The sequence below is a fragment of the Sphingopyxis sp. GW821-FHT02C12 genome (assembly GCF_059421785.1).
Genome location: NZ_JBWKVQ010000001.1, coordinates 1026307 through 1044033, shown reverse-complemented (window position 1 = coordinate 1044033; position 17727 = coordinate 1026307). Strand labels below are relative to the sequence as shown.

Sequence of the window (17727 nt, the reverse complement as noted above, 5' to 3'; positions counted from 1 at the left end):
TCAGTCTCCTTCGGGGGTAAAGAGGGGGGTGATGCGATAGTCGCCTGTCGACGCATCGAGACCGTCGACGCGGGCGAGTTCGGCAAGGCGCCGCCCGGCGCCGTCGCGCACGAGAACGGCAACGAGATCGATCGTCTCCGCGAGAAGAGCGCGCGGGACCGTGATCACGGCTTCCTGGATGAGCTGCTCCATGCGGCGGAGCGCGCCGATCGCGCTGCCTGCGTGGATCGTGCCGATGCCGCCGGGATGTCCGGTGCCCCAGGCCTTCAGAAGGTCGAGCGCCTCGGCACCGCGGACCTCGCCGATCGGGATGCGGTCCGGCCTAAGCCGAAGCGAGGAGCGGACGAGATCGGACAGCGATGCGACCCCATCCTTGGTGCGCATCGCGACGAGGTTCGGAGCCGCGCATTGGAGCTCGCGGGTGTCTTCGATCAGGACGACGCGCTCGCTGGTCTTGGCGACCTCGGCGAGCAGGGCATTGGTGAGCGTGGTCTTGCCCGTCCCGGTTCCGCCGGCGACGAGGATATTGAGGCGCTCAGCGACCCCGGCGCGCAGCGCCTCGGCTGCCGGTGCGGACATGATACCCGCTGCGACATAATCGCCGAGCGAGAAGACGGCAACCGCGGGCTTGCGGATCGCGAAGGTCGGCGCCGCGACCACGGGCGGCAGCAGGCCCTCGAAGCGCTCGCCGCTTTCGGGAAGTTCGGCCGACACGCGCGGCGACCCGGCATGGACCTCGGCGCCGACATGATGCGCCACGAGCCGGATGATGCGCTCGCCGTCGGTGGCTGCGAGCAGGATGCCGCTATCGGTGATCCCTGCGCCGAGGCGATCGACCCAGAGCCGACCGTCGGGATTGAGCATGATTTCGATGACCGCAGGGTCGGCAAGCCATTCGGCAATCGCGCCGCCAAGCGCTGTCCGCAGCATGCGGGCACCCCGTCCCTGCGCCTCGAAACGGACCGGTTCTGCGCCCATGACATTCCCCGTTGGTTGGTCCGGGCAAGGACGCCCGGCTCGACGGGGATGAGTAAGAGACGCAGAGATTCACTATTTTCAACAGAGATTTGCGCGCGTCGTACTGTGGGTAAGAAAGACAGGGAATGGCGTAGGCCGCGATGCGACCAGTTCCGATTCGGCAGCGATTAAATGAAGGTCTGCGGGTTGTGCCGAGCGTAATTTTGACAACAGTGTCAGCATGAGTGATTCGGGGTCGCAGCATTCGGACGAGTTCTCGAGGTGGACGCGCTTGACAGAAAAGCAGCGGGCCTGTCTCGATCTGCTGCTTGAGCGGAAAACGTCCAAACAGATCGCCCGCGACCTCGATATATCGAAGCAGGCGGTGGATTTGCGGCTCACCACCGCACGCGACATATTGGGCGCGACCAACCGCGACGAGACCGCGATCATCTATGCGCGGCTTCGGCAGACCTATGATCGGATACCATGTGATCCGGTCATACTACCGGCAGTTCCCGAACTGGTGCCATCAAACTTTCCAGACGGAGGCCCGCCCAACCTTATGGAATTGCACGACAGTTCCCAGATCTTGGGTCGGCCATCGAGCAACCGCTCTCCGTTCGGGGATTTGTTGAGGCACGATTATAGTTCGGCAGCGCGCGTCTGGATCACTTTGGCAGCCGTTGGCACCATCGTCCTGATCGGAATTGGCGGGCTGTCCATCGGGCAGACGCTCACCGCGTTGATTACTCGCTGACCCCCTTCCTTTGTAGCCGACCATTGCCGGCGCGGATGCCGCGACCGGAACAGGAGAAGTTATGTCCAATGAAATCGAACCAACCGCGGCACGGCTCCAACAGGACGTTACGGCAGCCGAAGCAAGCGTGGATGATACACTCATCACAATTTCAACCCTTATGAGCAGCGTCGTTGCCGCTCGGCGCGACACGTCGGGCGTTCCCGTGGTTAAGGGACATGCAACCATCCGTCGGCTCGCCACGGCGCAACTCGCGCTCGTCGACCTCAGCGGCGACATCCACCGCGTGCATGGCGATCTTGTCGAGATCGGCCGAGAGACGGCCGGATATGATCTCCACCAGGAGTGCCCGAAGGCATCCGACTCGAATGTAGTGCCACTAACGGCAGCAGCCTGAGCCGATTTGACCGGGAGCCATGAGCATGAAAAGAAAGGAGGATGCGCGTAGCAATCTTCCTCCTGATCATGCTCGTGGCTATCGGTTACGCTCTCCGAAAGGGGGGCGGTCCAGAAAGGGCGATGGCGGCGATAGCAACCCTCATGATCGCGTCGGATCAGACCTTGCACCTTTTGATCCCACCGACATATGCGGCACTCGACACCGGCCATCTCGCGATCGACATTTTCGGCGCCAGTGCGACGATGTTTCTGGCGCTAATTGCCTATCGCTTCTGGCCGATGATTGCGGCAGCGCTCCACATTTTGCCACTACTTGCGCACCTCAGCCGCTACTTCGATATCGCGCTGCATCCGGCTGCCTACATGATCATGCAGGTAGCCTCATCTTGGCCGGTGGCCCCGCTCCTAATCGTTGCAACTTGGCGCCACCAGCGAAGGATGACGCAACACGGCAGCGAGCAATCCTGGCGCGGCTCATCGCCGCAATCGAACCCGACAACAGCGAGCTGATTGCCAATAGGCTTCTCGACGAATTTCGAAGCATCGGAAGAATTTGGGCGGCATCGCCCGAAGCACTTTACCGCTTCTTGGGCCGCGGGTCCGCGGTGGTTTCGCTAATTGTTGGCGCGCGCGAAGCCGCCTTGGAAACGATGGAAGGAGATTTGCGCGGGATCGCTATCGACCCGTTTAGTCCAGCGCTCCGTCGCTATCTGATCGCATCGATGGGATCTCTTAACGAGGAAATGCTGCGCATCCTGTTCCTAGACGAATCGCGGAGGCTGATAGCGGACGAACAGCTTCAGCAAGGGACGTTGGCGCAGATGGCCGTTTACCCGAGAACCATTTTTCGCCGCGCCCTCGAGCATAATGCAGCCGGAATCATTCTCGTCCACAATCACCCCAGCGGCGACCCCACGCCCAGCGTGGAAGATATCGAGACGACTCGGCGTCTGGATCAGATCGGGAGGTCGCTCGATATCGCGGTCGTCGATCATATCGTCGTGACCTCGGCCTATGCGCACCACATCGTAAATCGCGACGCCCTCGCCGGAGCCCCGCCAGAAACGTCGTCTTATGCCTTCCGGAGCAGACGCACCGGTTCGCTGGATGACCCTGTCGATTCGGCATACGAAAACGCCAAGACGGCGATGCGCCGCCGTTTGCTCCGCCAGCAGCTGCTCGGCGCACCAGAACTGTTCGGCGATCCCGCGTGGGAAATGCTGGTCGATCTCTTCGTTCACGAATGCGAACGAAAGCGCCTCTCCATCAGTGCGCTGTGCGTCACGTCCTCGATCCCGATGAGCAGCGCACTACGGCTTGCGCAGCGCCTCTGCGACGCTGGCATTACGCGCCGCGTGCCCGATCCGATCGACGGGCGCCGGACTTTCATCCGGCTCGATCCCGAAATTGCCCACCGGATACGCGCCTATTTCGAAGCCGGTGCCGAATGAGCGATGCCGAAGCCGCATCGTCAATGGTCGCGCGCACTCCCCGAATGTTCGGCGGCCGCGCGCACCATCTGCGCCCAGCTCCCGATATAGGCAGCACGGTTTTTATACTGATCCCCGGACTCGGCCGTCATCAGCGCCACGCTGCCCAGCGTTTCGGCAAATTCGTTGGTCGTGCAGACACCTTTTCGCTCCAGCACGCCGCCGAGCGCCGCCAATATTGAACCAACAGCAAAAAGCGCGTCCTCGTCCATGATAAACTCCTTTAATCCGGCAATTAGCGGACCATCGAACTATGGCCTTGGATGGCATCTTTCCCGTCCGGCGCAAAGCGCCAGCGACAACCCAAATTAGGAGCGGCGACAAAGTCGCCATATAATGTGGCCGACGGATTTTGCCGTGCGGAAGAGGAGATATGGTGCCCAAAACGCTCGCTGAGGAATCGCCAGATGGCCGCGTCTTTTTCGCGCCGGGAATTCTCCGCCATTCGCCGTTCGCCAGCGACGTTGCCTATGTCATCGCGCTGTGGGCGCATATCGATGGCGATATTGCGTCGATCCTCAGCCGGATGCTGAAAAGCGACATTGCGGTCGGCACTGCAATGTATCTCTCGCTGGTAGGGGCCGGAGCGCAGCGGGGCGCGCTCGATGCGGCAGCGCAGGAAGCGCTCCCCGAGTGGCAGCAACTGCTGTTCAGGGCGATCGGCTCGATCGCCGAGGATTCGCGCAAGACCCGCAATCATTTCGCTCATCGCATCTGGGGGCATTGCTCCGAACTCACCGAAGCAATCCTGCTCACGCATCCCAAGACCATCGTGAAATATAACATCAGCCACCGCCAGCGCGTGGAGGAACTTCCCGACGGCCGCGGTGTGATCCGGCCCATGCCGATCGATGAGCAGGAAATTTTGGTCTATCGACGTCCCGATTTCGAGGACGCGATCGCGGAAGCGGAGCGAGCGCAAACGCTCTATCGGCTCTTTTACGCCATTGTGTGCGATTCCGGCGAAGGGCCAAAGGCCCAGCTCCTCGCCGACCCCGTTTTCAAGGCCCGCCTCGATCAGATTGCGAAGGGGGCAAGCGCCGAGGCGAAAGCCATTCTATGGATCAAGGCCAAAGAGAAACGGAAGCACTGACCATGCGATACTGGAACACCGGAGACACGCCCACCAATTCGAACCTCAGCTCGATCGAGAATCTCGCGCGACCATGGGCCGGGATCGACGCCGAGCGTCTCCTCGATGTTATTCGCGGAGTGATCCGGATCGAAAAGATGCTGCCGAAGGCGGTGCGTGTGCATTTCAAGCTGCCGCCCCTTTTTGTCGGCGCCGGCCCTTATGACTGGGACGCTGCACGCCGGGATAAATATCATGGCGAACTTTGCGAGGCGCTCAGTGCGGGCCTTGCCGGTGTACAGGCCGACCCAACCCTTGCGAAAGATGGCGGGGCCGATCTCAGCGATCGCCCCCCGACACGGGGTGAAGAGCTTGAGTTCGCCTGCAGGGCCTGGAGCCGCAATCGAACGAGCAGCAATCTCCACGATCTGCGCATCGCATGCAGCGTGCCGGGGATGCAGAGCCGCTTCGACAAGCTGGAGCGCTGGCTGGCCCGAAAACGTCCGGGCTCGTCGCCCCATTCGGTGGAGTATGAGGTCGAATGCGCGCTCGGCGACATCGAGCGCTACGCCGACACCTATCATTCGATGGAAGCAAGCTACCGCTACGCCGAGAGACTGCGCGAGCGCGAGCAGCAGGGCGAAGAGGACTGATCGAAGTCCGGCTTTCCCGGAAATGCCGGGAGATATCCCCAGACGCACCCCCGACTCGTCGAGAAATTGTGATTCACCCTGTTGACAAGCGACTCGCCTGAGGGGCACTCCAGCCCGGAGGGCTTATCCCTCACGGTAACCCGCACGCGCATCTGTAACAGCGCGCCATTTTCGCGATGAATCCGTGAGGTTTATGATGACCGACATGCCCCCTCTCCCGCCCGTAGGCGATCGTCCGATGACTGACCGTGAGGCCGAGCTCGCCCAGTTTATCGCGCTCGTGCAACGGGGCCGCCACAAATCGGCGGTGCTCCTCGAACTCTCCCGAACTCCTTTGGCCAAATATCTGGCTCTCACAATACTGCTGCTAGCGGCTGCCCTGTGCGGTGTCCCCGCGGAGGCAATCAGCTTTCTCTTAAAACTGCGGGCTGGATGAGCCGGTTAAAAGCTTCAATCGGAACCGCTGACGTCGCGCATCAGCTCCGCGGCAAGCTTTGGTCCAGCCTCCATCCTGCGTGACAGGGCATCGACGAAAGCCTCCCACCGCCGCTTCCCGCTGGCCTGCGCGGCCGGCAATGCGTCATCGGGCAAGGGCGCTGTACTCGTGAGCCAGTGCCGGACGAACAGGGCCAGCGCTTCCCCGGACATTTCGCCATGCCATTCGATGCGGTCGAGCTGGCGGCCGATGCGGTCGAGGCGCCGGGTCAACAGCGCTTCGATCCGCTCCTCCTGATCGGGCGAAAGGAACGAGCGTAACGCAGCCTCGAGCACTTCGGTCCGGGTAAGGCCCCGTCGACGGGCCAAGTCCGTCAGGTCGCGCGAGAGGCCGGTTTCGATCCGGAATGTCTGTTTGACATGCGATCGGATCATAGCTGGATCCCGTCGTCGGGATCGAGTGCCGCAGCCCGGGCGCCGCGCGCCATCCGCCGATCCGCGGCGGCACGAAGCCGCGCTGCATCGGCCTGTGCTCCGTCTTCGGCGAAGTCAAACTCGCCGTTGACACTGCGCGGCGGCGGCGGCGCGATCTCTTCATGGACGGGAAGTTCGGGTTCCTGGCGGATGCCGCCATTTGCGGCGTCATCGGCATCCTTCTGCAGCTGCTTCGCGTCCACCGCTTGCTGTACCCGGTCGTCCATCCAGTCGTGGGCGGCGGGAGCGCCGCGGCCCGGCGCGGGGGGCGGCATGACGCGGCCGGCCAGGCGCCGGTCGCTATAGTAGCGCGCCTTCTTGGCCCTGATCGGCGCAAGGCCGGCGGCCATCACGATCTCGTCGTCCGGGGGGAGTTGCATCACTTCGCCGGGGGTGAGGAGCGGCCGGGCGGTTTCGGTGCGCGACACCATCAAATGGCCGAGCCAGGGCGAGAGCCGGTGGCCGGCATAATTCTTCATGGCGCGTTGCTCGGTCGCGGTGCCAAGCGCATCGGAAATCCGTTTGGCGGTTCGCTCATCGTTCGTCGCGAAACTGACCCGGACGTGGCAATTGTCGAGGATCGCATTGCTCTGGCCATAGGCCTTCTCGATCTGATTGAGCGACTGGGCGATCAGAAAGGCCTTGATGCCATAGCCCGCCATGAAGGCGAGCGCGCTTTCGAAGAAATCGAGGCGTCCGAGCGCGGGAAACTCGTCGAGCATGAACAGCAGCCGCTGCGACCGCGCCTTGGGGTTGAGCTCCTCGGTCAGCCGCCGCCCGATCTGGTTGAGGATCAGGCGCATGAGCGGCTTGGTCCGGCTGATATCGCCGGGCGGCACAACGAGGTAGAGCGAGACCGGGCGCTCGCTTCCGATCAGGTCCGCGATGCGCCACTCGGAATGTCCCGTCACCTTGGCGATCACCGGATCGCGATAAAGGCCGAGGAAGGACATGGCGGTCGACAGCACGCCCGACCGCTCATTCTCGCTCTTGTTAAGCAGTTCCTGCGCCGCCGCGGCGACGACCGGATGGACGCGATCTCCCAAATGGCGGGTGGTCTTCATCCGGTGGAGGGTCGCCTCGATCTTGCGCTCGGGGTTCGAGAGAAAGGCCGCGACGCCGGCGAGGCTCTTTTCCTCCTCGGCGTAAAGGACGTGGAGGATCGCGCCGACGAGCAGGGCGTGGCTGGTCTTCTCCCAGTGGTTTCGACGCTCCAGGCTTCCTTCGGGATCGACCAGCACGTCGGCGACATTCTGCACGTCGCGAACTTCCCATGCGCCGCGCCGGACCTCGAGGAGCGGATTATAGGCGGCCGATGCGGGGTTCGTCGGATCGAAGAGCAACACCCGGCCATGCTCTGCGCGAAAGCCCGCGGTGAGCTGCCAGTTCTCACCCTTGATGTCATGGACGATGCAGCTCCCCGGCCAGGTCAGAAGGGTCGGCACCACGAGGCCGACGCCCTTTCCGGATCGGGTCGGCGCGAAGCAGAGGACATGTTCGGCGCCATCGTGGCGCAGATAGGTTCCGGCCATGCGCCCGAGAATGACGCCATCGGGACCCAGCATGTTGGCAGCCCGTATCTCTCGCTCCTGCGCCCAGCGTGCCGATCCATAGGTCTCCGCCCGCCGACGCTCGCGCGCACGCCACACCGACATGCTGATCGCGACGACAACCGACAGCAGCCCGCCCGACGCGGCGATCGCGGCACCGCGGTAGAAGATCGGCGGCGCATAGGCGTCGAAGGCAAACCACCACCAGAAGAAGGCGGGCGGCGGATAGACGGGATAGTCACCGATGCGGAACCAGGGAGCACCGAGCGCCGCCTGAAATCCGAGCGCTTCCGCCGTCGATTGGGTCGCGGTCCAGACCGCCGCGAGGACTATCAGCAGCACCGCGAAGATCTGGCCCCATAATATCCTGTCGCTCATCGTTGATCCTTTCTCAGATTGCGATCCCGCGATTACGGCCAAGGCTCCAGTCGATGCCGCCCGCGGTGGCGGTGCCGGTGACATGCTGCCCGAAGTGCCGGTCGAGCGCCGGGCGCCAGGGCACGAGTTGAAAGCCAAGCCCGTCGTCGATCATCGCGAAGCGCCCCGAGGCGAGCGACACGCGCTCGCGGTAGGTCCCGCTCACCGCGTCGCCGGTGGCCGGCGGGCAATGCGCGAGCCCGGTGCGCGCGGCGATGGTTTCGCAAGCCGCCTCGAGGTCGCGCCGCTTCAGCGTTTCGATGAGATCGGGCGCCAGTATGAGCTTGCCGCTCTGACGGCTCGCGAGGCCTTCGCTCGCGAGAAACTCGGCGCGCGCGGCCATGGCGCGGCGAACATCGATGCCGAAGCCCGAGGTTCCTGCCGTGGGCTTTGCCGCGACCAGTTCGCGGTCGAGCCAGGTTGCACCGCGCGCGGATATCTGGTCGGCAACCGCAAGGTCCGATCGCAGAGCGAGCGAGAGATGCTCGCCGCCGTCGCGTCCTTCCCAGCGCCGCAGTTCGACGATCGCGCCCGGCTTCGCGTCCCCGGTCCATTGGAGGTCGGAGAATTTGATGTGATGGGTCCGTCCATCGGTTCCGTCGACGATGGCGAAGGCGGAGCCGGCAAGCTCGTCGTCGAGGCCGCGAGCGACCAGCCGCCCGACGAGGCCCGATCGCTCCGCCTCGCCGTGAAGAGCGAGCCGCGATGCGTCGAAGGAGAGCCCATGCATGCGCATGGCGCGGTGGACGCCCTTGATGATGTCGCCCCGCTCGCCGAGGTCGCGCAATAGGGTTTCGGCGCGCGGATCGAGCTCGAATATGCCGGGTCCAAGGCGCGTCGCGAGCCCAAGTGCCTCGAGCTTCGCCGCACGTCCGATGAGATGCCGATCGCGGCCGGGCGGCACGTTCGGGTCGGGACGAAGATCGACGATCCCCGTTTCGCCGCCGCGTTCGCGCAGCCGCGCGTCGAGCCCGGTCCAACGCTCCGCGCCCGTCTCCCGCAATAGGCTGGCGTCGATCTCCTGTTCGTTTCGCGGACCGAGTTCGAGAGAGGCGATCTCCGACGCCCGTCCGCGCACGCCTTCCGATATATAGGCGCGGTCGACGACCAGGTCGCTTCCGTCCTCGGCGACGCCGCGCACGAGTATATGGATATGCGGATTGTCGGTGTTCCAGTGATCGACCGCCACCCAGTCGAGCCGGGTCTCGAGATCCTTCTCCATCCGGCTCATGAGATCGCGGGTGAAGGTCCGAAGGCCCTGCAGCTGCTCGGCATCTTCAGGGCTGACGATGAAACGAAAATGGTGGCGATCGTCGGCGCAGCGATCGGCGAAGGCCTCGCGGTCGGCGGCGTCTCCCGACGCATCGAACATCATGGCATCGCGTCCATCGCGGGTGACGCCGTCGCGTTCGAGATAAGCGATATGCCGTGCGAGAGGCGCGGAGCGAAACTGCGCGCCCTTGTGCCGGACGATGCGCGCCATGACCGTCACGCGGCGTTGCGCGGAGCCGCGCCGGATCGTCGCAAGCGCGGCGCGGCCCCGGCCATGCCGACCGGTTCCGCTGCGGCCGCCGCCGCCGCGACGGGAGCGGGTGTAACCCGAGCGGGCGGCTGCCTTGCGCACCTGCGCCGCGAGCCTCTTCCCGCGCCGCGCCGATCCCGAACCAGCATCGCGCCCTCTTCCCGGTCGCACCCGAAAATCATGCTCGTCGCCGCTCACAGCGCCGCTGCCATATCGTAAGCGCTTGTTCTGCCTCGGAAATCCAGAGGTCGATATGGCAGCCCAAGGGGGGTGCCATACGCATAAAGCGCTGTAATCCAACCACAATCTGCCGGCGAGCTGGCAGGTCTTTTATCTTGCCATCCCCCCGAACCCCTTCTGAACGCCAAGAAGAGCCTATCCATGGACCCGCGCACTCCAGCACATATCGCCAGGACGACCATCACCGATTGTTCCCGGAAAGCGGGACGAAGAGGGGCGAGGGTGCAGGCGCGGAATCCGACGGCCCTGCAGCCGCGCCGTCGCCGCGCTGCACCGAAGTTGCAGCCGGCGTGTCCGATCGCTGCTCGGCGAAGAGCGACGCGCTGCGCCAGCTCGGCGGTTCGGCCGACCGCGCCATCGCCGCTGACGGCACAGCCGGCGGACCGAGCGCGGGCGCGATGGCTGCGACATAGGCGACCGTCTCGGCGGGCAAGCCGCGCCGTCCCGCTGCATAGGCGTCGGCGCGGCCGGGGCCCGCATTATAGGCAGCCAGCATAAGGCGAACGTCTCGATATCGGTCCCACATCGCGCGCAGATAGGCCGCGCCGGCGAGGATGTTAGCGCGCACGTCGAAGGGGTCGGACCCGAGACGGTGCTGCGCCGTCAACATCGCCCACGTTGCGGGCATGATCTGCATCAGCCCCATTGCACCGGCATGCGAGAGCGCCCGCGGCTTGCCGCGGCTCTCGACATGCATCACGCGCCATATCCAGACCTCCGGAACGCCGAAGCGTTGCGATGCCTCCGCCACATGGTCGGCATAGGGGTGGACGGCGGCCGCCGGCGCTTCCGCCGGTGCCGCACCCCATGCCCGGTCCGGGGCGTCGCTCGCCGAGCAGAGCAGCAGCAAGGCGAGGCGCACGGCGCGGACGCGCGCCGAGCGAGCCGGACGCATGATGCTCACGCCTGGTCGCGTGGGACGGGGCGCGTCCAGAGGAGATGATATTCATCCTCGTTCTGCGTCGAACGGAGCAGATTGGCGCGCAGCGGAACCGCGAGCGCCGGATCGTCGATCTGCAGGGCGATATAGGAGCCAGCGCGTTCGCTGCGGCGTTCCCAGCCTGCGCCGATCTCCACGCCGGTGTCGGCTTCGACGAGCAGGACCCGCCAGGCCGGTGCATTTTCCGCGTCGTTCGGCTTCGCCGGAACGATCGCGATCATCGCATCGAGCAGCAGCGTCCGGATCTGTCCGGCATAGCCGTCGCCAGCGGATTGAAAGCTTCCGATAATCATGAGGACATATCCTTTCCTTCGGGGGTGAATGCGGAGCGATCGGCGTCACGGCGCCAGCGCAGCGGCGCGCCGGGCGCATCGCGCACGAGCAGCGGGTGCGCGACACCGACGACGCCGGTGTCGGGGAGCGGTCCGAAATATCGGCCGTCGAGACTGTCGGGCGCGGGGTTGAGGAGGAACAGTTCGCCGACGCGCAGGCGGTAGCATCCGAACCAGCGCGGCAGCGGCCGGCCAAGGCGGTCGGCGTCCCGCGCGCGCGCTGCCGGCGCGCCGTCGATCGTCACGAAGGTGCCGCTGCGGCAGACGAGCGCGCCTTCGCCGGCAGCGACATGCTTCAGGAGCGGCACGCCGCGCGGCACATAGCCGCGCACGGCGAGACGCGCCGCGACCGCCTCGGGCGGGTGGAAGAGGATGAGGTCGCCGACCGCGGGCTTGGCGCCGACATCGACGCGGTAGAAGCCGATCGGGACGCTCGGGCTCGCGTTCCAGATGAGGCGCGGTTGCGGCGCGAGCGCAGTCGCGGCGACGAACAGCGCCGCGAAGAGCGTAGCGCTCGCCGCGGTCGCGCGGAGCCAGCGGCGGTTCATGGCGCGATCGCCTGGCGCTGGAGCCAGGCCCGGTGCCGCTCCGGACCATAGGGCCGGAACGGCAGGCCGGCGGCGATGTGGCTGCCGATGTGGCGCCAATGATCCGGCGCCGTCTCGCACGGATCGAGCCCGGCGGCCTCGATCGCATCGATCGCCGAGAGCACCTGCTGGACCCTCGGCCAACCGTCGACTCGGAGCAGGATGTCGCCGCCGGGGCGCACGTATGGATGCGTCGCGAAGGGCGCGCGCGGCGCGGGCGCGGCGATGACCGAGATGCTCGAGAAGATGGTGCCGAAGTCGTTCGCGCCCCAGCGGACGAAACCGAAGACGGCCTCGGGCCGGAAGGAGACGATGCGCGTCCGGCGGCTGACGATGCGCTCGGCGGCGACGCGGCCGAAGCGCAGCCAATGCTCGAGCCGCTGCTCGATCCAGGTCAGCTCGAGGTCGGTGAGACCGCTCGCGGTCGCCTCGACCGGCTGTACGCCGGCAGCGGGCGGGATGTTCTGGGCCGGGCGCATCAGCGGCGGACCGGGCGCGCGGGATGGACGACGCCCTTGCCGGGATCGGACGTCGACCTCTTGCGGCCGATCTCGGCCCAAGCGTCGAGATCAGCGATCGCGTAGACGATCCGCCCGCCGAGTTTGCGGTATTCGGGACCCGTTCCGAAGCAGCGATGCTTTTCGAGCGTCCGGCTCGACAGGCCGAGGTGCAGCGCAGCGTCGGGCGTCTTGAGGTAGCGCGGCGAAATGGGGGTATGCATGTCGCTCAAAAGGGGCCTCCGTTCGCAGCGCCGGGTCCCGTGGCGGGCTCCGGCGGAGAGGCGGCGACATTCGGAAATCGGGATGCGATTTAGGAACGGACAAAGTGACGACGCGCGGAATGTCCCGATCAGGCGGCGCCGAGCAGCTCCTGATAGCCGCCGTCACGCATCGCGACTGCGGCGCGGTGCCAGCGCGCGATGCGGCGGCGCTCGCTCGATCCGTCCCAGTCGGCGGCGGAGAAATCCTGGGCATCGTCAAGGATGAGGGCGGCCGCGATGTCGCGCGCCGAACGCCCCTCGGCGGAGGCGTCGAGTAGCCGCAGCCACTGGATGAGACGCCAGCGCTCGGATGGTCCGGGGGCGCCTCCCCGCAGGAAGCGGTGCGTCGTGACGCCCGCCGAGAGACGGCGCTGTACGGCGAGGCTCACGGCCATCCGCAGCTCGCTGTGCGGATCGGCCGGGTTTACATAGGCGAGCCGTTCATCGGCGAGGAAGCGGCGAAGCCAGAGGCGGAAGCGCCGTCCGTCGGCCACGAACACGAGATGCCACTCCCCCGGCAGGATGATCTCGGAGGCGATATCTGCGGAGGCGATGAGCTCGGCGAGCCGCGGCGCGGCAAAGCCGTCGGGTGCCGGTTCGGCGATGGCGACATGCGCGCAGGCCTCGGGCTGCCAGAGCGCGGGGGATTCGGTGACGGATCGGTCAGGGTCCAGGGCGAAAGACCAACCCCCATTGTCGCGCCAGCCCAGCGAGGCGCGCGGTGCGCCGCCGCGTCGGCGCCAACGCGGCCGAACGATAGGCGCGGCGATAGGCCGGGCTTCGGCGCAGGAACTCCTGCGCGAAATCGGCGCGATCATATGTTTCGAATATTCTCGGAAAATATGGCGATTGCCAATCGACGACCTGATCCATTCGCACCTCCGGCTGATCTTCAGGAATGAAAGCAAAGCCTATCAGCAGCTTGCCCGCATCGGCTGGAACATGGTTAGCGGCATGCAAGGGATCATCGTAACGCATTGCGGCGGAGAATCCCCGCGCGAAAAGCCTCAAAATGAGAGTATCGCCGCCCGGCTTGCGGCCGGGCGGCGTGCTCGATCAGTCCCGCCGCTGGGGACGGGTCCAGACGAGGTCATAATCACCGTCGCTTCCTTCGAAGAGCTGCGCGAAGAAGGGCGCGGTGAAGCTCGGGTCGTCGAACTTGGTCGAAAGATAGGTGCGGTCGTCCTGGCTGGTCTTTTCCCAGGCTGCGCCCACCTCGACGTCGCCGACATAGATGCGGTGGGTCGGAGCGCTGGGTTTGGGATTGTCCTCGGGGACGATGCGAACCGCGTCGACCGAGAGGGCGAGGCTCGCGATTACGCCCCGATATTCGCCCTTCGCTTTCTTGAAGGTTCCGATCTTGGCCATGTTGAAGTCCTTTCCTTGCTTTCGAGCCGCAGGATCGCGGTCTCGATGCGCATCGGTGGCCGGAAAGGAGGCCGCGCCGCAGCCGCAGGCCTGGAGCGAAGCGGAGGACGGCAGCGCAGCGATTTTCTTGGTCCGCGAGGAACGGCGGCACGCCGGGGGAAGAAAATCGGGGAGCGCCGTTGCGGCCAGCGGGCTCAGCGCAGCGGCTTGCCGGCAGATCGCGCAGGGAAGAGACCGTGTTCCTGCGGCGGGAGCGAGGGACTCAGAGGCGGTCGGAAGCGGGCGAAGCGGACGCCGGGATCGCGGGGGCGCGATCGTCGCATTCCCGGTCGCCGACGCCAATTGCATCCACCGAAGACCCGTCAAGTCCCCGGACCGCCGCCACGGCGGCGACGACGGCAGCGAGCAGAGGCAGCATCGTTACCAGCATGCCCTCCGTAGCAAAGAGCCGCACGATCCCGGTCATGCCATAATAGCCTGCGACCCCCGCCGGGAGGAGGAAGAGCATAGCGACACAGGCTCGCAGCAATGTCGATCCGCCGTGCGCGTAGAGGTGCCGTCCAGCAAGATGGAGCAGGAGCCCCGCCAGAAATGCCATCGCAAGGGCAGCGCCAATGCCATAGCCGCGGTCCTGAAGTTCGAAGGCGAGAGCAATGCCGGTGCCAAGCGGCAGAGCGAGGGCCGCCAGCCGGAACAGAAGCCAGATGAGATAGAGGCCTGCGGCAGCGCCGAGGATAAGCATGAAAGTCACGAGCGTCCTCCTTGGGGACGCGCTCTCCACCACCACCACAGCGCGGTCTGCACCGTCAATTTAGCAGACGGCCGCCCGCGACGGAACCGGAACTGGAACCATCGCGGGGCAAGTTTTGCCGGCTCAGCGGTTGAACGGGTCATATTCGCACACGATGTGTTCGGGGTCGCCGTCGAACTCGTCGATGGGCATCACCGCATAGCCTTTTGTCGTTTCGATAAGGACGATGATCGTCATCATCGTGCGGGCGAGGCTCCAGCCGAGCGATTGAGCGGTGGAAAGCGGCATGGGTTTGGCTCCTGTCCTTTCGGAGCGGGACCGTTCCCGCTCGACAGTCGCCCCGCCGGCCGGGGGCGGGCCGCAATCACCGCAGCAAGGCTGCGGCCGCACGCGAAGCGTAGCGGACCCTTTACGGGTTGATTGAAGGAGGCCCGGCTCCGAGCCCAGGGACCAGCGGCTATCGAGAGCGGGTACGGTTTCGCGGGGGGAGAGGCCCTCATGCCTTCCTCCCGGACCATAATCTGCGTGCGCCGTCGTCCCGGCGTGCGCGAAGAACAGGGAGAATGACGCAATGGCGGGTCAGCGCAGTGAGTTCGGATATTATCCGCGGCCGCTCGATATCACGGTCGGACCGGTGTCCATCGCGACCCTTGCCGGTCTCCCGGAGACGGTGGCGGATATCGAGGCCGATCCTGGCCGCGAGGGGAAATGGATCTACGCCCCGCTACAGCCGGTTGCCCATCTCGGTGGCGGCACCAGCGTTCGGCCCTATCCCGCGCGCATCTTCGGCCTGCCGAAGACGCACGCCATCGTCCATGCGACGGCGTCGGAGATTGATCAGGTCGACTTCCATGTCTGGAGCCTGTCCTTTTTCAGCGGCATGCGCTTCACGATCACCGAGGCCGGCTTCCTCGATTCGACACCGATCGAGCCCGGGGTTCTCGTCGACTTCGTGCTGATGGGCGGCAGCCTGCCGAAGTCGATCGAACTCGCCGAAGCCTTCTGGATCGATAATCGCGCAGTTCCGGAGCGAGCGCGCATCTGGGTGGCCGCAGTACACGCCCTCTTCATGAGCCAGAATCCGCAACATCTTCAGTTTGAGCGGTTCACGCTGCTCTACACGGCGCTCGATGCCTGCTTTGCCCTCGCAAAGTCCATAAACCCGCCTCCCAAAAGCCTCACGCATTCCCAGCGCATCGCGTGGATGTGCGACTGGCTGGGAATGCCGGTTCCCGCATGGGCCGATCCCGCGGGCGGTGGCGGTGCGCAAGTCGCCGGTACGCGCAATCCGGCGGTGCATGAAGCGCTCTATATGGGCGAACCGCTCGGCTTTGCGCTGCACGGCGTCGGCGGGGGACCAAACCTCACGCTCGAGATGTCCGGCCTCGTGTCGCGTCTGCTCGTCGCCCTCCTCGGCGCACGAAACAATCGTTACATAAGCTCATCCACAGGCACACGCCAAAGACAGGGACTCGATCTTGGCTGAACGCAGACCGCAGAATTTCGCTATCCGGCCACGCTCGGCGATGTGGGGAAGACGATCGTGACGGAGCCGCAAGGCGTCGCGGGTAGCGACGACAAGGCGGCGGTGCCGAGCGCCAAGGCTGCTCCGGCGGTGCCTGAACGCCAGCATCCATCCATCTTCCACTATCCGATCGACGCCTGCGACGTCAGCGACAAGGCCTCGCTCGAGGCGTTTCGCGATAAACTCCAGCATTGGTCCGAGCTGTTCGAGCGCGATCCCGACGCATCGCTCGCCGGGCAGTTCGCCGACATGATGTGGTTCGACATAGCCTGGCGCACGGCGAACGAGGCGCGGCAATTCGCTGATGACGACGGCACCCGCGGCTCGACCGCGCCACTGATCGCCATGATGCTCGACCGCGGCTATCTTGCCGGACAGGTCATCGCCATCACCCGGCTGCTCGAGAAACCGCCGGCGAACCAGCCGAAGAAGGCCGTGATCTCACTCCCACGGATCGTCGACGAGATGCGCGCGGCGCGCGAGCTCATCACGCGCGAGAATTTCGTGTGCCGCGACGCGCTGCCTTATGATTATGAAGCGTTGCAGGCGGCGGAGCGGGAGCGGCTTGCCGCCGAAATGGCCGCCAATCCAAACAAGGCGCGGCGCGTAAACCTCAGCCTGTCGGGGCCCGAAGGGTTCGACCAGGCGCGTATGGAGCATGAGCTGTTTGACCAGTTATCGGGTGTCGCCCCCGAAGACCGGGCGCGCGGCGACCTGATTGGCGAGGCCTTTTTCGACCGGCTCGACGAGCTGCTGGCAAGCACGCCACTTCCCGAGATCAAGGCGCTGCGCAACAAGAGCATAGCCCATGCGGCCGATGCCTTTTCGCGCGCGCAAGCGGCCGGGCTTCGGTCGGGTCTCACCATCCACGATCTCGACCGAGCCCATTTTCTGCTGTTCGCAGTGTTCCAGACGCTTTCCGTTGTGCTGTTTGGCCTATCGCGCGCGTCGCCGGTCCCGATACCGCAGCATAATATTTTCGAGCATCTCACCGAGCCCTTTCTTGCCGAGAAGAGGCTCGAGGCGATGCGCGGTTTCTGGGACAAGCACATCGGCGAGCGCGAAGGCTGGATGAACGACGGTTTCCACGAGGTCTTGCCCGATAAGAAAGCGGCGAAAAAGGCCCCGCCCGAAGGCGGGGCCTGATCGATCCGTCAGCTCGGCGGGTTCCAGATAAGCACCTTCTTCATCGGGTCGTCGCCGGGCGCGTTCGCGATATTCGCGTAGATCGTGCCGAATTCGGGGGCCGAGAGGGTGACCGAGACATATTCGGTGCCGTTCGACTGCGACGTGCGGGTCCAGCCGGCGCCGACCTCGTAGCCGTTCTTGCGCGCGATCACGCGGAAGTCGGGCTCATTGTCCTTCACCTTGCGGCCGTTCGGGACGATCGCGATCGGCGCGGTGACCAGAAGGGTCGTCAGCGTGCCTTCGAAGCTGCCGTCGGCCTTGACGGTGAGATTTGCGATGGTGGCCATGTCGTGTCTCCTTGGGTTGC

At 65.2% G+C, this 17727-nt stretch carries 24 protein-coding genes; 8 read left to right on the top strand and 16 right to left on the bottom strand.

Annotation, left to right across the window (positions count from 1 at the left end):
* Positions 1-978, bottom strand: a complete 978-nt coding sequence (gene trbB, locus AC07U1_RS04840) for a P-type conjugative transfer ATPase TrbB (protein WP_495177294.1) — start codon at positions 976-978, stop codon at positions 1-3.
* A gap of 220 nt (positions 979-1198) precedes the next feature.
* On the opposite strand from trbB, the gene AC07U1_RS04835 reads away from it, so the two are divergent.
* From AC07U1_RS04835 to AC07U1_RS04820, 4 genes are all read left to right on the top strand, one after another.
* Entirely contained in the window at positions 1199-1717 is a 519-nt protein-coding gene (locus AC07U1_RS04835; protein ID WP_495197657.1) for a helix-turn-helix transcriptional regulator, read from the top strand.
* A gap of 61 nt (positions 1718-1778) precedes the next feature.
* Positions 1779-2114 (top strand): hypothetical protein, encoded by a 336-nt coding sequence (locus AC07U1_RS04830; RefSeq protein ID WP_495177296.1) that lies wholly within the window; start codon positions 1779-1781, stop codon positions 2112-2114.
* Between the two features lie 41 nt (positions 2115-2155).
* The gene (locus tag AC07U1_RS04825) at positions 2156-2626 is read left to right on the top strand and encodes a hypothetical protein (RefSeq protein WP_495177297.1); all 471 of its coding nucleotides are present in this window, start codon (positions 2156-2158) and stop codon (positions 2624-2626) included.
* On the top strand, positions 2536-3567 hold the full coding sequence (locus tag AC07U1_RS04820; RefSeq protein ID WP_495177298.1) for a JAB domain-containing protein: 1032 nt from the start codon (positions 2536-2538) through the stop codon (positions 3565-3567). Before AC07U1_RS04825 ends, AC07U1_RS04820 begins: the two co-directional genes overlap by 91 nt.
* A 20-nt stretch (positions 3568-3587) precedes the next feature.
* Here AC07U1_RS04820 and AC07U1_RS04815 read toward each other — a convergent pair whose 3' ends face one another.
* Entirely contained in the window at positions 3588-3818 is a 231-nt protein-coding gene (locus AC07U1_RS04815) for a hypothetical protein (RefSeq protein WP_294029592.1), read from the bottom strand.
* Positions 3819-3982: 164 nt separating this feature from the next.
* On the opposite strand from AC07U1_RS04815, the gene AC07U1_RS04810 reads away from it, so the two are divergent.
* Positions 3983-4699, top strand: coding sequence for a hypothetical protein (locus tag AC07U1_RS04810; RefSeq protein ID WP_495197656.1), 717 nt, complete (start codon positions 3983-3985; stop codon positions 4697-4699).
* Positions 4666-5331 carry a hypothetical protein gene (locus AC07U1_RS04805; protein WP_495197655.1) on the top strand — a complete coding sequence of 222 codons (666 nt, stop codon included), beginning with the start codon at positions 4666-4668 and terminating at the stop codon, positions 5329-5331. The genes AC07U1_RS04810 and AC07U1_RS04805 overlap by 34 nt, the downstream gene beginning before the upstream one ends.
* 450 nt (positions 5332-5781) lie before the next feature.
* On the opposite strand, the gene AC07U1_RS04800 is transcribed toward AC07U1_RS04805, so the two are convergent.
* The 13 genes from AC07U1_RS04800 to AC07U1_RS04740 form a co-directional block, all read right to left on the bottom strand.
* Entirely contained in the window at positions 5782-6201 is a 420-nt protein-coding gene (locus tag AC07U1_RS04800) for a CopG family transcriptional regulator (RefSeq protein WP_495177301.1), read from the bottom strand.
* On the bottom strand, positions 6198-8168 hold the full coding sequence (locus AC07U1_RS04795) for a conjugal transfer protein TraG (protein WP_495177302.1): 1971 nt from the start codon (positions 8166-8168) through the stop codon (positions 6198-6200). The genes AC07U1_RS04800 and AC07U1_RS04795 overlap by 4 nt, the downstream gene beginning before the upstream one ends.
* A gap of 13 nt (positions 8169-8181) precedes the next feature.
* Complete coding sequence (locus tag AC07U1_RS04790; RefSeq protein ID WP_495177303.1) at positions 8182-9927, bottom strand: relaxase/mobilization nuclease domain-containing protein; 1746 nt, start codon at positions 9925-9927, stop codon at positions 8182-8184.
* A gap of 223 nt (positions 9928-10150) precedes the next feature.
* Positions 10151-10864, bottom strand: coding sequence for a lytic transglycosylase domain-containing protein (locus AC07U1_RS04785; RefSeq protein WP_495177304.1), 714 nt, complete (start codon positions 10862-10864; stop codon positions 10151-10153).
* A 5-nt stretch (positions 10865-10869) separates the two neighbouring features.
* The gene (locus AC07U1_RS04780; protein ID WP_495177305.1) at positions 10870-11202 is read right to left on the bottom strand and encodes a DUF736 domain-containing protein; all 333 of its coding nucleotides are present in this window, start codon (positions 11200-11202) and stop codon (positions 10870-10872) included.
* The gene (locus tag AC07U1_RS04775) at positions 11199-11789 is read right to left on the bottom strand and encodes a S26 family signal peptidase (protein WP_495177306.1); all 591 of its coding nucleotides are present in this window, start codon (positions 11787-11789) and stop codon (positions 11199-11201) included. The genes AC07U1_RS04780 and AC07U1_RS04775 overlap by 4 nt, the downstream gene beginning before the upstream one ends.
* Complete coding sequence (locus AC07U1_RS04770) at positions 11786-12307, bottom strand: DUF2840 domain-containing protein (protein ID WP_495177307.1); 522 nt, start codon at positions 12305-12307, stop codon at positions 11786-11788. Before AC07U1_RS04770 ends, AC07U1_RS04775 begins: the two co-directional genes overlap by 4 nt.
* Positions 12307-12549, bottom strand: coding sequence for a helix-turn-helix transcriptional regulator (locus AC07U1_RS04765; protein WP_288987393.1), 243 nt, complete (start codon positions 12547-12549; stop codon positions 12307-12309). Before AC07U1_RS04765 ends, AC07U1_RS04770 begins: the two co-directional genes overlap by 1 nt.
* Positions 12550-12677: 128 nt before the next feature.
* Positions 12678-13082 (bottom strand): DUF2285 domain-containing protein, encoded by a 405-nt coding sequence (locus AC07U1_RS04760; RefSeq protein WP_495197730.1) that lies wholly within the window; start codon positions 13080-13082, stop codon positions 12678-12680.
* Positions 13083-13251: 169 nt separating this feature from the next.
* Entirely contained in the window at positions 13252-13461 is a 210-nt protein-coding gene (locus tag AC07U1_RS04755; RefSeq protein WP_495197729.1) for a transcriptional regulator domain-containing protein, read from the bottom strand.
* 183 nt (positions 13462-13644) lie between these two features.
* Complete coding sequence (locus AC07U1_RS04750) at positions 13645-13956, bottom strand: DUF736 domain-containing protein (RefSeq protein WP_495177310.1); 312 nt, start codon at positions 13954-13956, stop codon at positions 13645-13647.
* Between the two features lie 262 nt (positions 13957-14218).
* Positions 14219-14707: a hypothetical protein gene (locus AC07U1_RS04745; protein ID WP_495177311.1), complete on the bottom strand. Its 489-nt coding sequence runs from the start codon at positions 14705-14707 to the stop codon at positions 14219-14221.
* A 123-nt stretch (positions 14708-14830) separates the two neighbouring features.
* The gene (locus tag AC07U1_RS04740) at positions 14831-14995 is read right to left on the bottom strand and encodes a hypothetical protein (protein ID WP_495177312.1); all 165 of its coding nucleotides are present in this window, start codon (positions 14993-14995) and stop codon (positions 14831-14833) included.
* A gap of 283 nt (positions 14996-15278) precedes the next feature.
* On the opposite strand from AC07U1_RS04740, the gene AC07U1_RS04735 reads away from it, so the two are divergent.
* Both AC07U1_RS04735 and AC07U1_RS04730 read left to right on the top strand, forming a co-directional pair.
* Positions 15279-16193: a hypothetical protein gene (locus tag AC07U1_RS04735; RefSeq protein WP_495177313.1), complete on the top strand. Its 915-nt coding sequence runs from the start codon at positions 15279-15281 to the stop codon at positions 16191-16193.
* Between the two features lie 57 nt (positions 16194-16250).
* Positions 16251-17378, top strand: a complete 1128-nt coding sequence (locus AC07U1_RS04730) for a hypothetical protein (RefSeq protein WP_495177314.1) — start codon at positions 16251-16253, stop codon at positions 17376-17378.
* Positions 17379-17386: 8 nt separating this feature from the next.
* On the opposite strand, the gene AC07U1_RS04725 is transcribed toward AC07U1_RS04730, so the two are convergent.
* A complete protein-coding gene (locus AC07U1_RS04725) occupies positions 17387-17707 on the bottom strand; it encodes a DUF736 domain-containing protein (protein WP_037553339.1) in 321 nt (106 codons plus the stop codon).
* Positions 17708-17727 lie beyond the last annotated feature (20 nt).

Bases quoted from the DNA above. Each gene is read 5' to 3' on its own strand.
- trbB (WP_495177294.1), bottom strand. From the start codon at position 978: ATGGGCGCAGAACCGGTCCGTTTCGAGGCGCAGGGACGGGGTGCCCGC.
- AC07U1_RS04835 (WP_495197657.1), top strand. From the start codon at position 1,199: ATGAGTGATTCGGGGTCGCAGCATTCGGACGAGTTCTCGAGGTGGACG.
- AC07U1_RS04830 (WP_495177296.1), top strand. From the start codon at position 1,779: ATGTCCAATGAAATCGAACCAACCGCGGCACGGCTCCAACAGGACGTT.
- AC07U1_RS04825 (WP_495177297.1), top strand. From the start codon at position 2,156: ATGCGCGTAGCAATCTTCCTCCTGATCATGCTCGTGGCTATCGGTTAC.
- AC07U1_RS04815 (WP_294029592.1), bottom strand. From the start codon at position 3,818: ATGGACGAGGACGCGCTTTTTGCTGTTGGTTCAATATTGGCGGCGCTC.
- AC07U1_RS04805 (WP_495197655.1), top strand. From the start codon at position 4,666: ATGGATCAAGGCCAAAGAGAAACGGAAGCACTGACCATGCGATACTGG.
- AC07U1_RS04800 (WP_495177301.1), bottom strand. From the start codon at position 6,201: ATGATCCGATCGCATGTCAAACAGACATTCCGGATCGAAACCGGCCTC.
- AC07U1_RS04795 (WP_495177302.1), bottom strand. From the start codon at position 8,168: ATGAGCGACAGGATATTATGGGGCCAGATCTTCGCGGTGCTGCTGATA.
- AC07U1_RS04785 (WP_495177304.1), bottom strand. From the start codon at position 10,864: ATGCGTCCGGCTCGCTCGGCGCGCGTCCGCGCCGTGCGCCTCGCCTTG.
- AC07U1_RS04780 (WP_495177305.1), bottom strand. From the start codon at position 11,202: ATGATTATCGGAAGCTTTCAATCCGCTGGCGACGGCTATGCCGGACAG.
- AC07U1_RS04775 (WP_495177306.1), bottom strand. From the start codon at position 11,789: ATGAACCGCCGCTGGCTCCGCGCGACCGCGGCGAGCGCTACGCTCTTC.
- AC07U1_RS04770 (WP_495177307.1), bottom strand. From the start codon at position 12,307: ATGCGCCCGGCCCAGAACATCCCGCCCGCTGCCGGCGTACAGCCGGTC.
- AC07U1_RS04765 (WP_288987393.1), bottom strand. From the start codon at position 12,549: ATGCATACCCCCATTTCGCCGCGCTACCTCAAGACGCCCGACGCTGCG.
- AC07U1_RS04755 (WP_495197729.1), bottom strand. From the start codon at position 13,461: ATGGATCAGGTCGTCGATTGGCAATCGCCATATTTTCCGAGAATATTC.
- AC07U1_RS04750 (WP_495177310.1), bottom strand. From the start codon at position 13,956: ATGGCCAAGATCGGAACCTTCAAGAAAGCGAAGGGCGAATATCGGGGC.
- AC07U1_RS04740 (WP_495177312.1), bottom strand. From the start codon at position 14,995: ATGCCGCTTTCCACCGCTCAATCGCTCGGCTGGAGCCTCGCCCGCACG.
- AC07U1_RS04735 (WP_495177313.1), top strand. From the start codon at position 15,279: ATGGCGGGTCAGCGCAGTGAGTTCGGATATTATCCGCGGCCGCTCGAT.
- AC07U1_RS04725 (WP_037553339.1), bottom strand. From the start codon at position 17,707: ATGGCCACCATCGCAAATCTCACCGTCAAGGCCGACGGCAGCTTCGAA.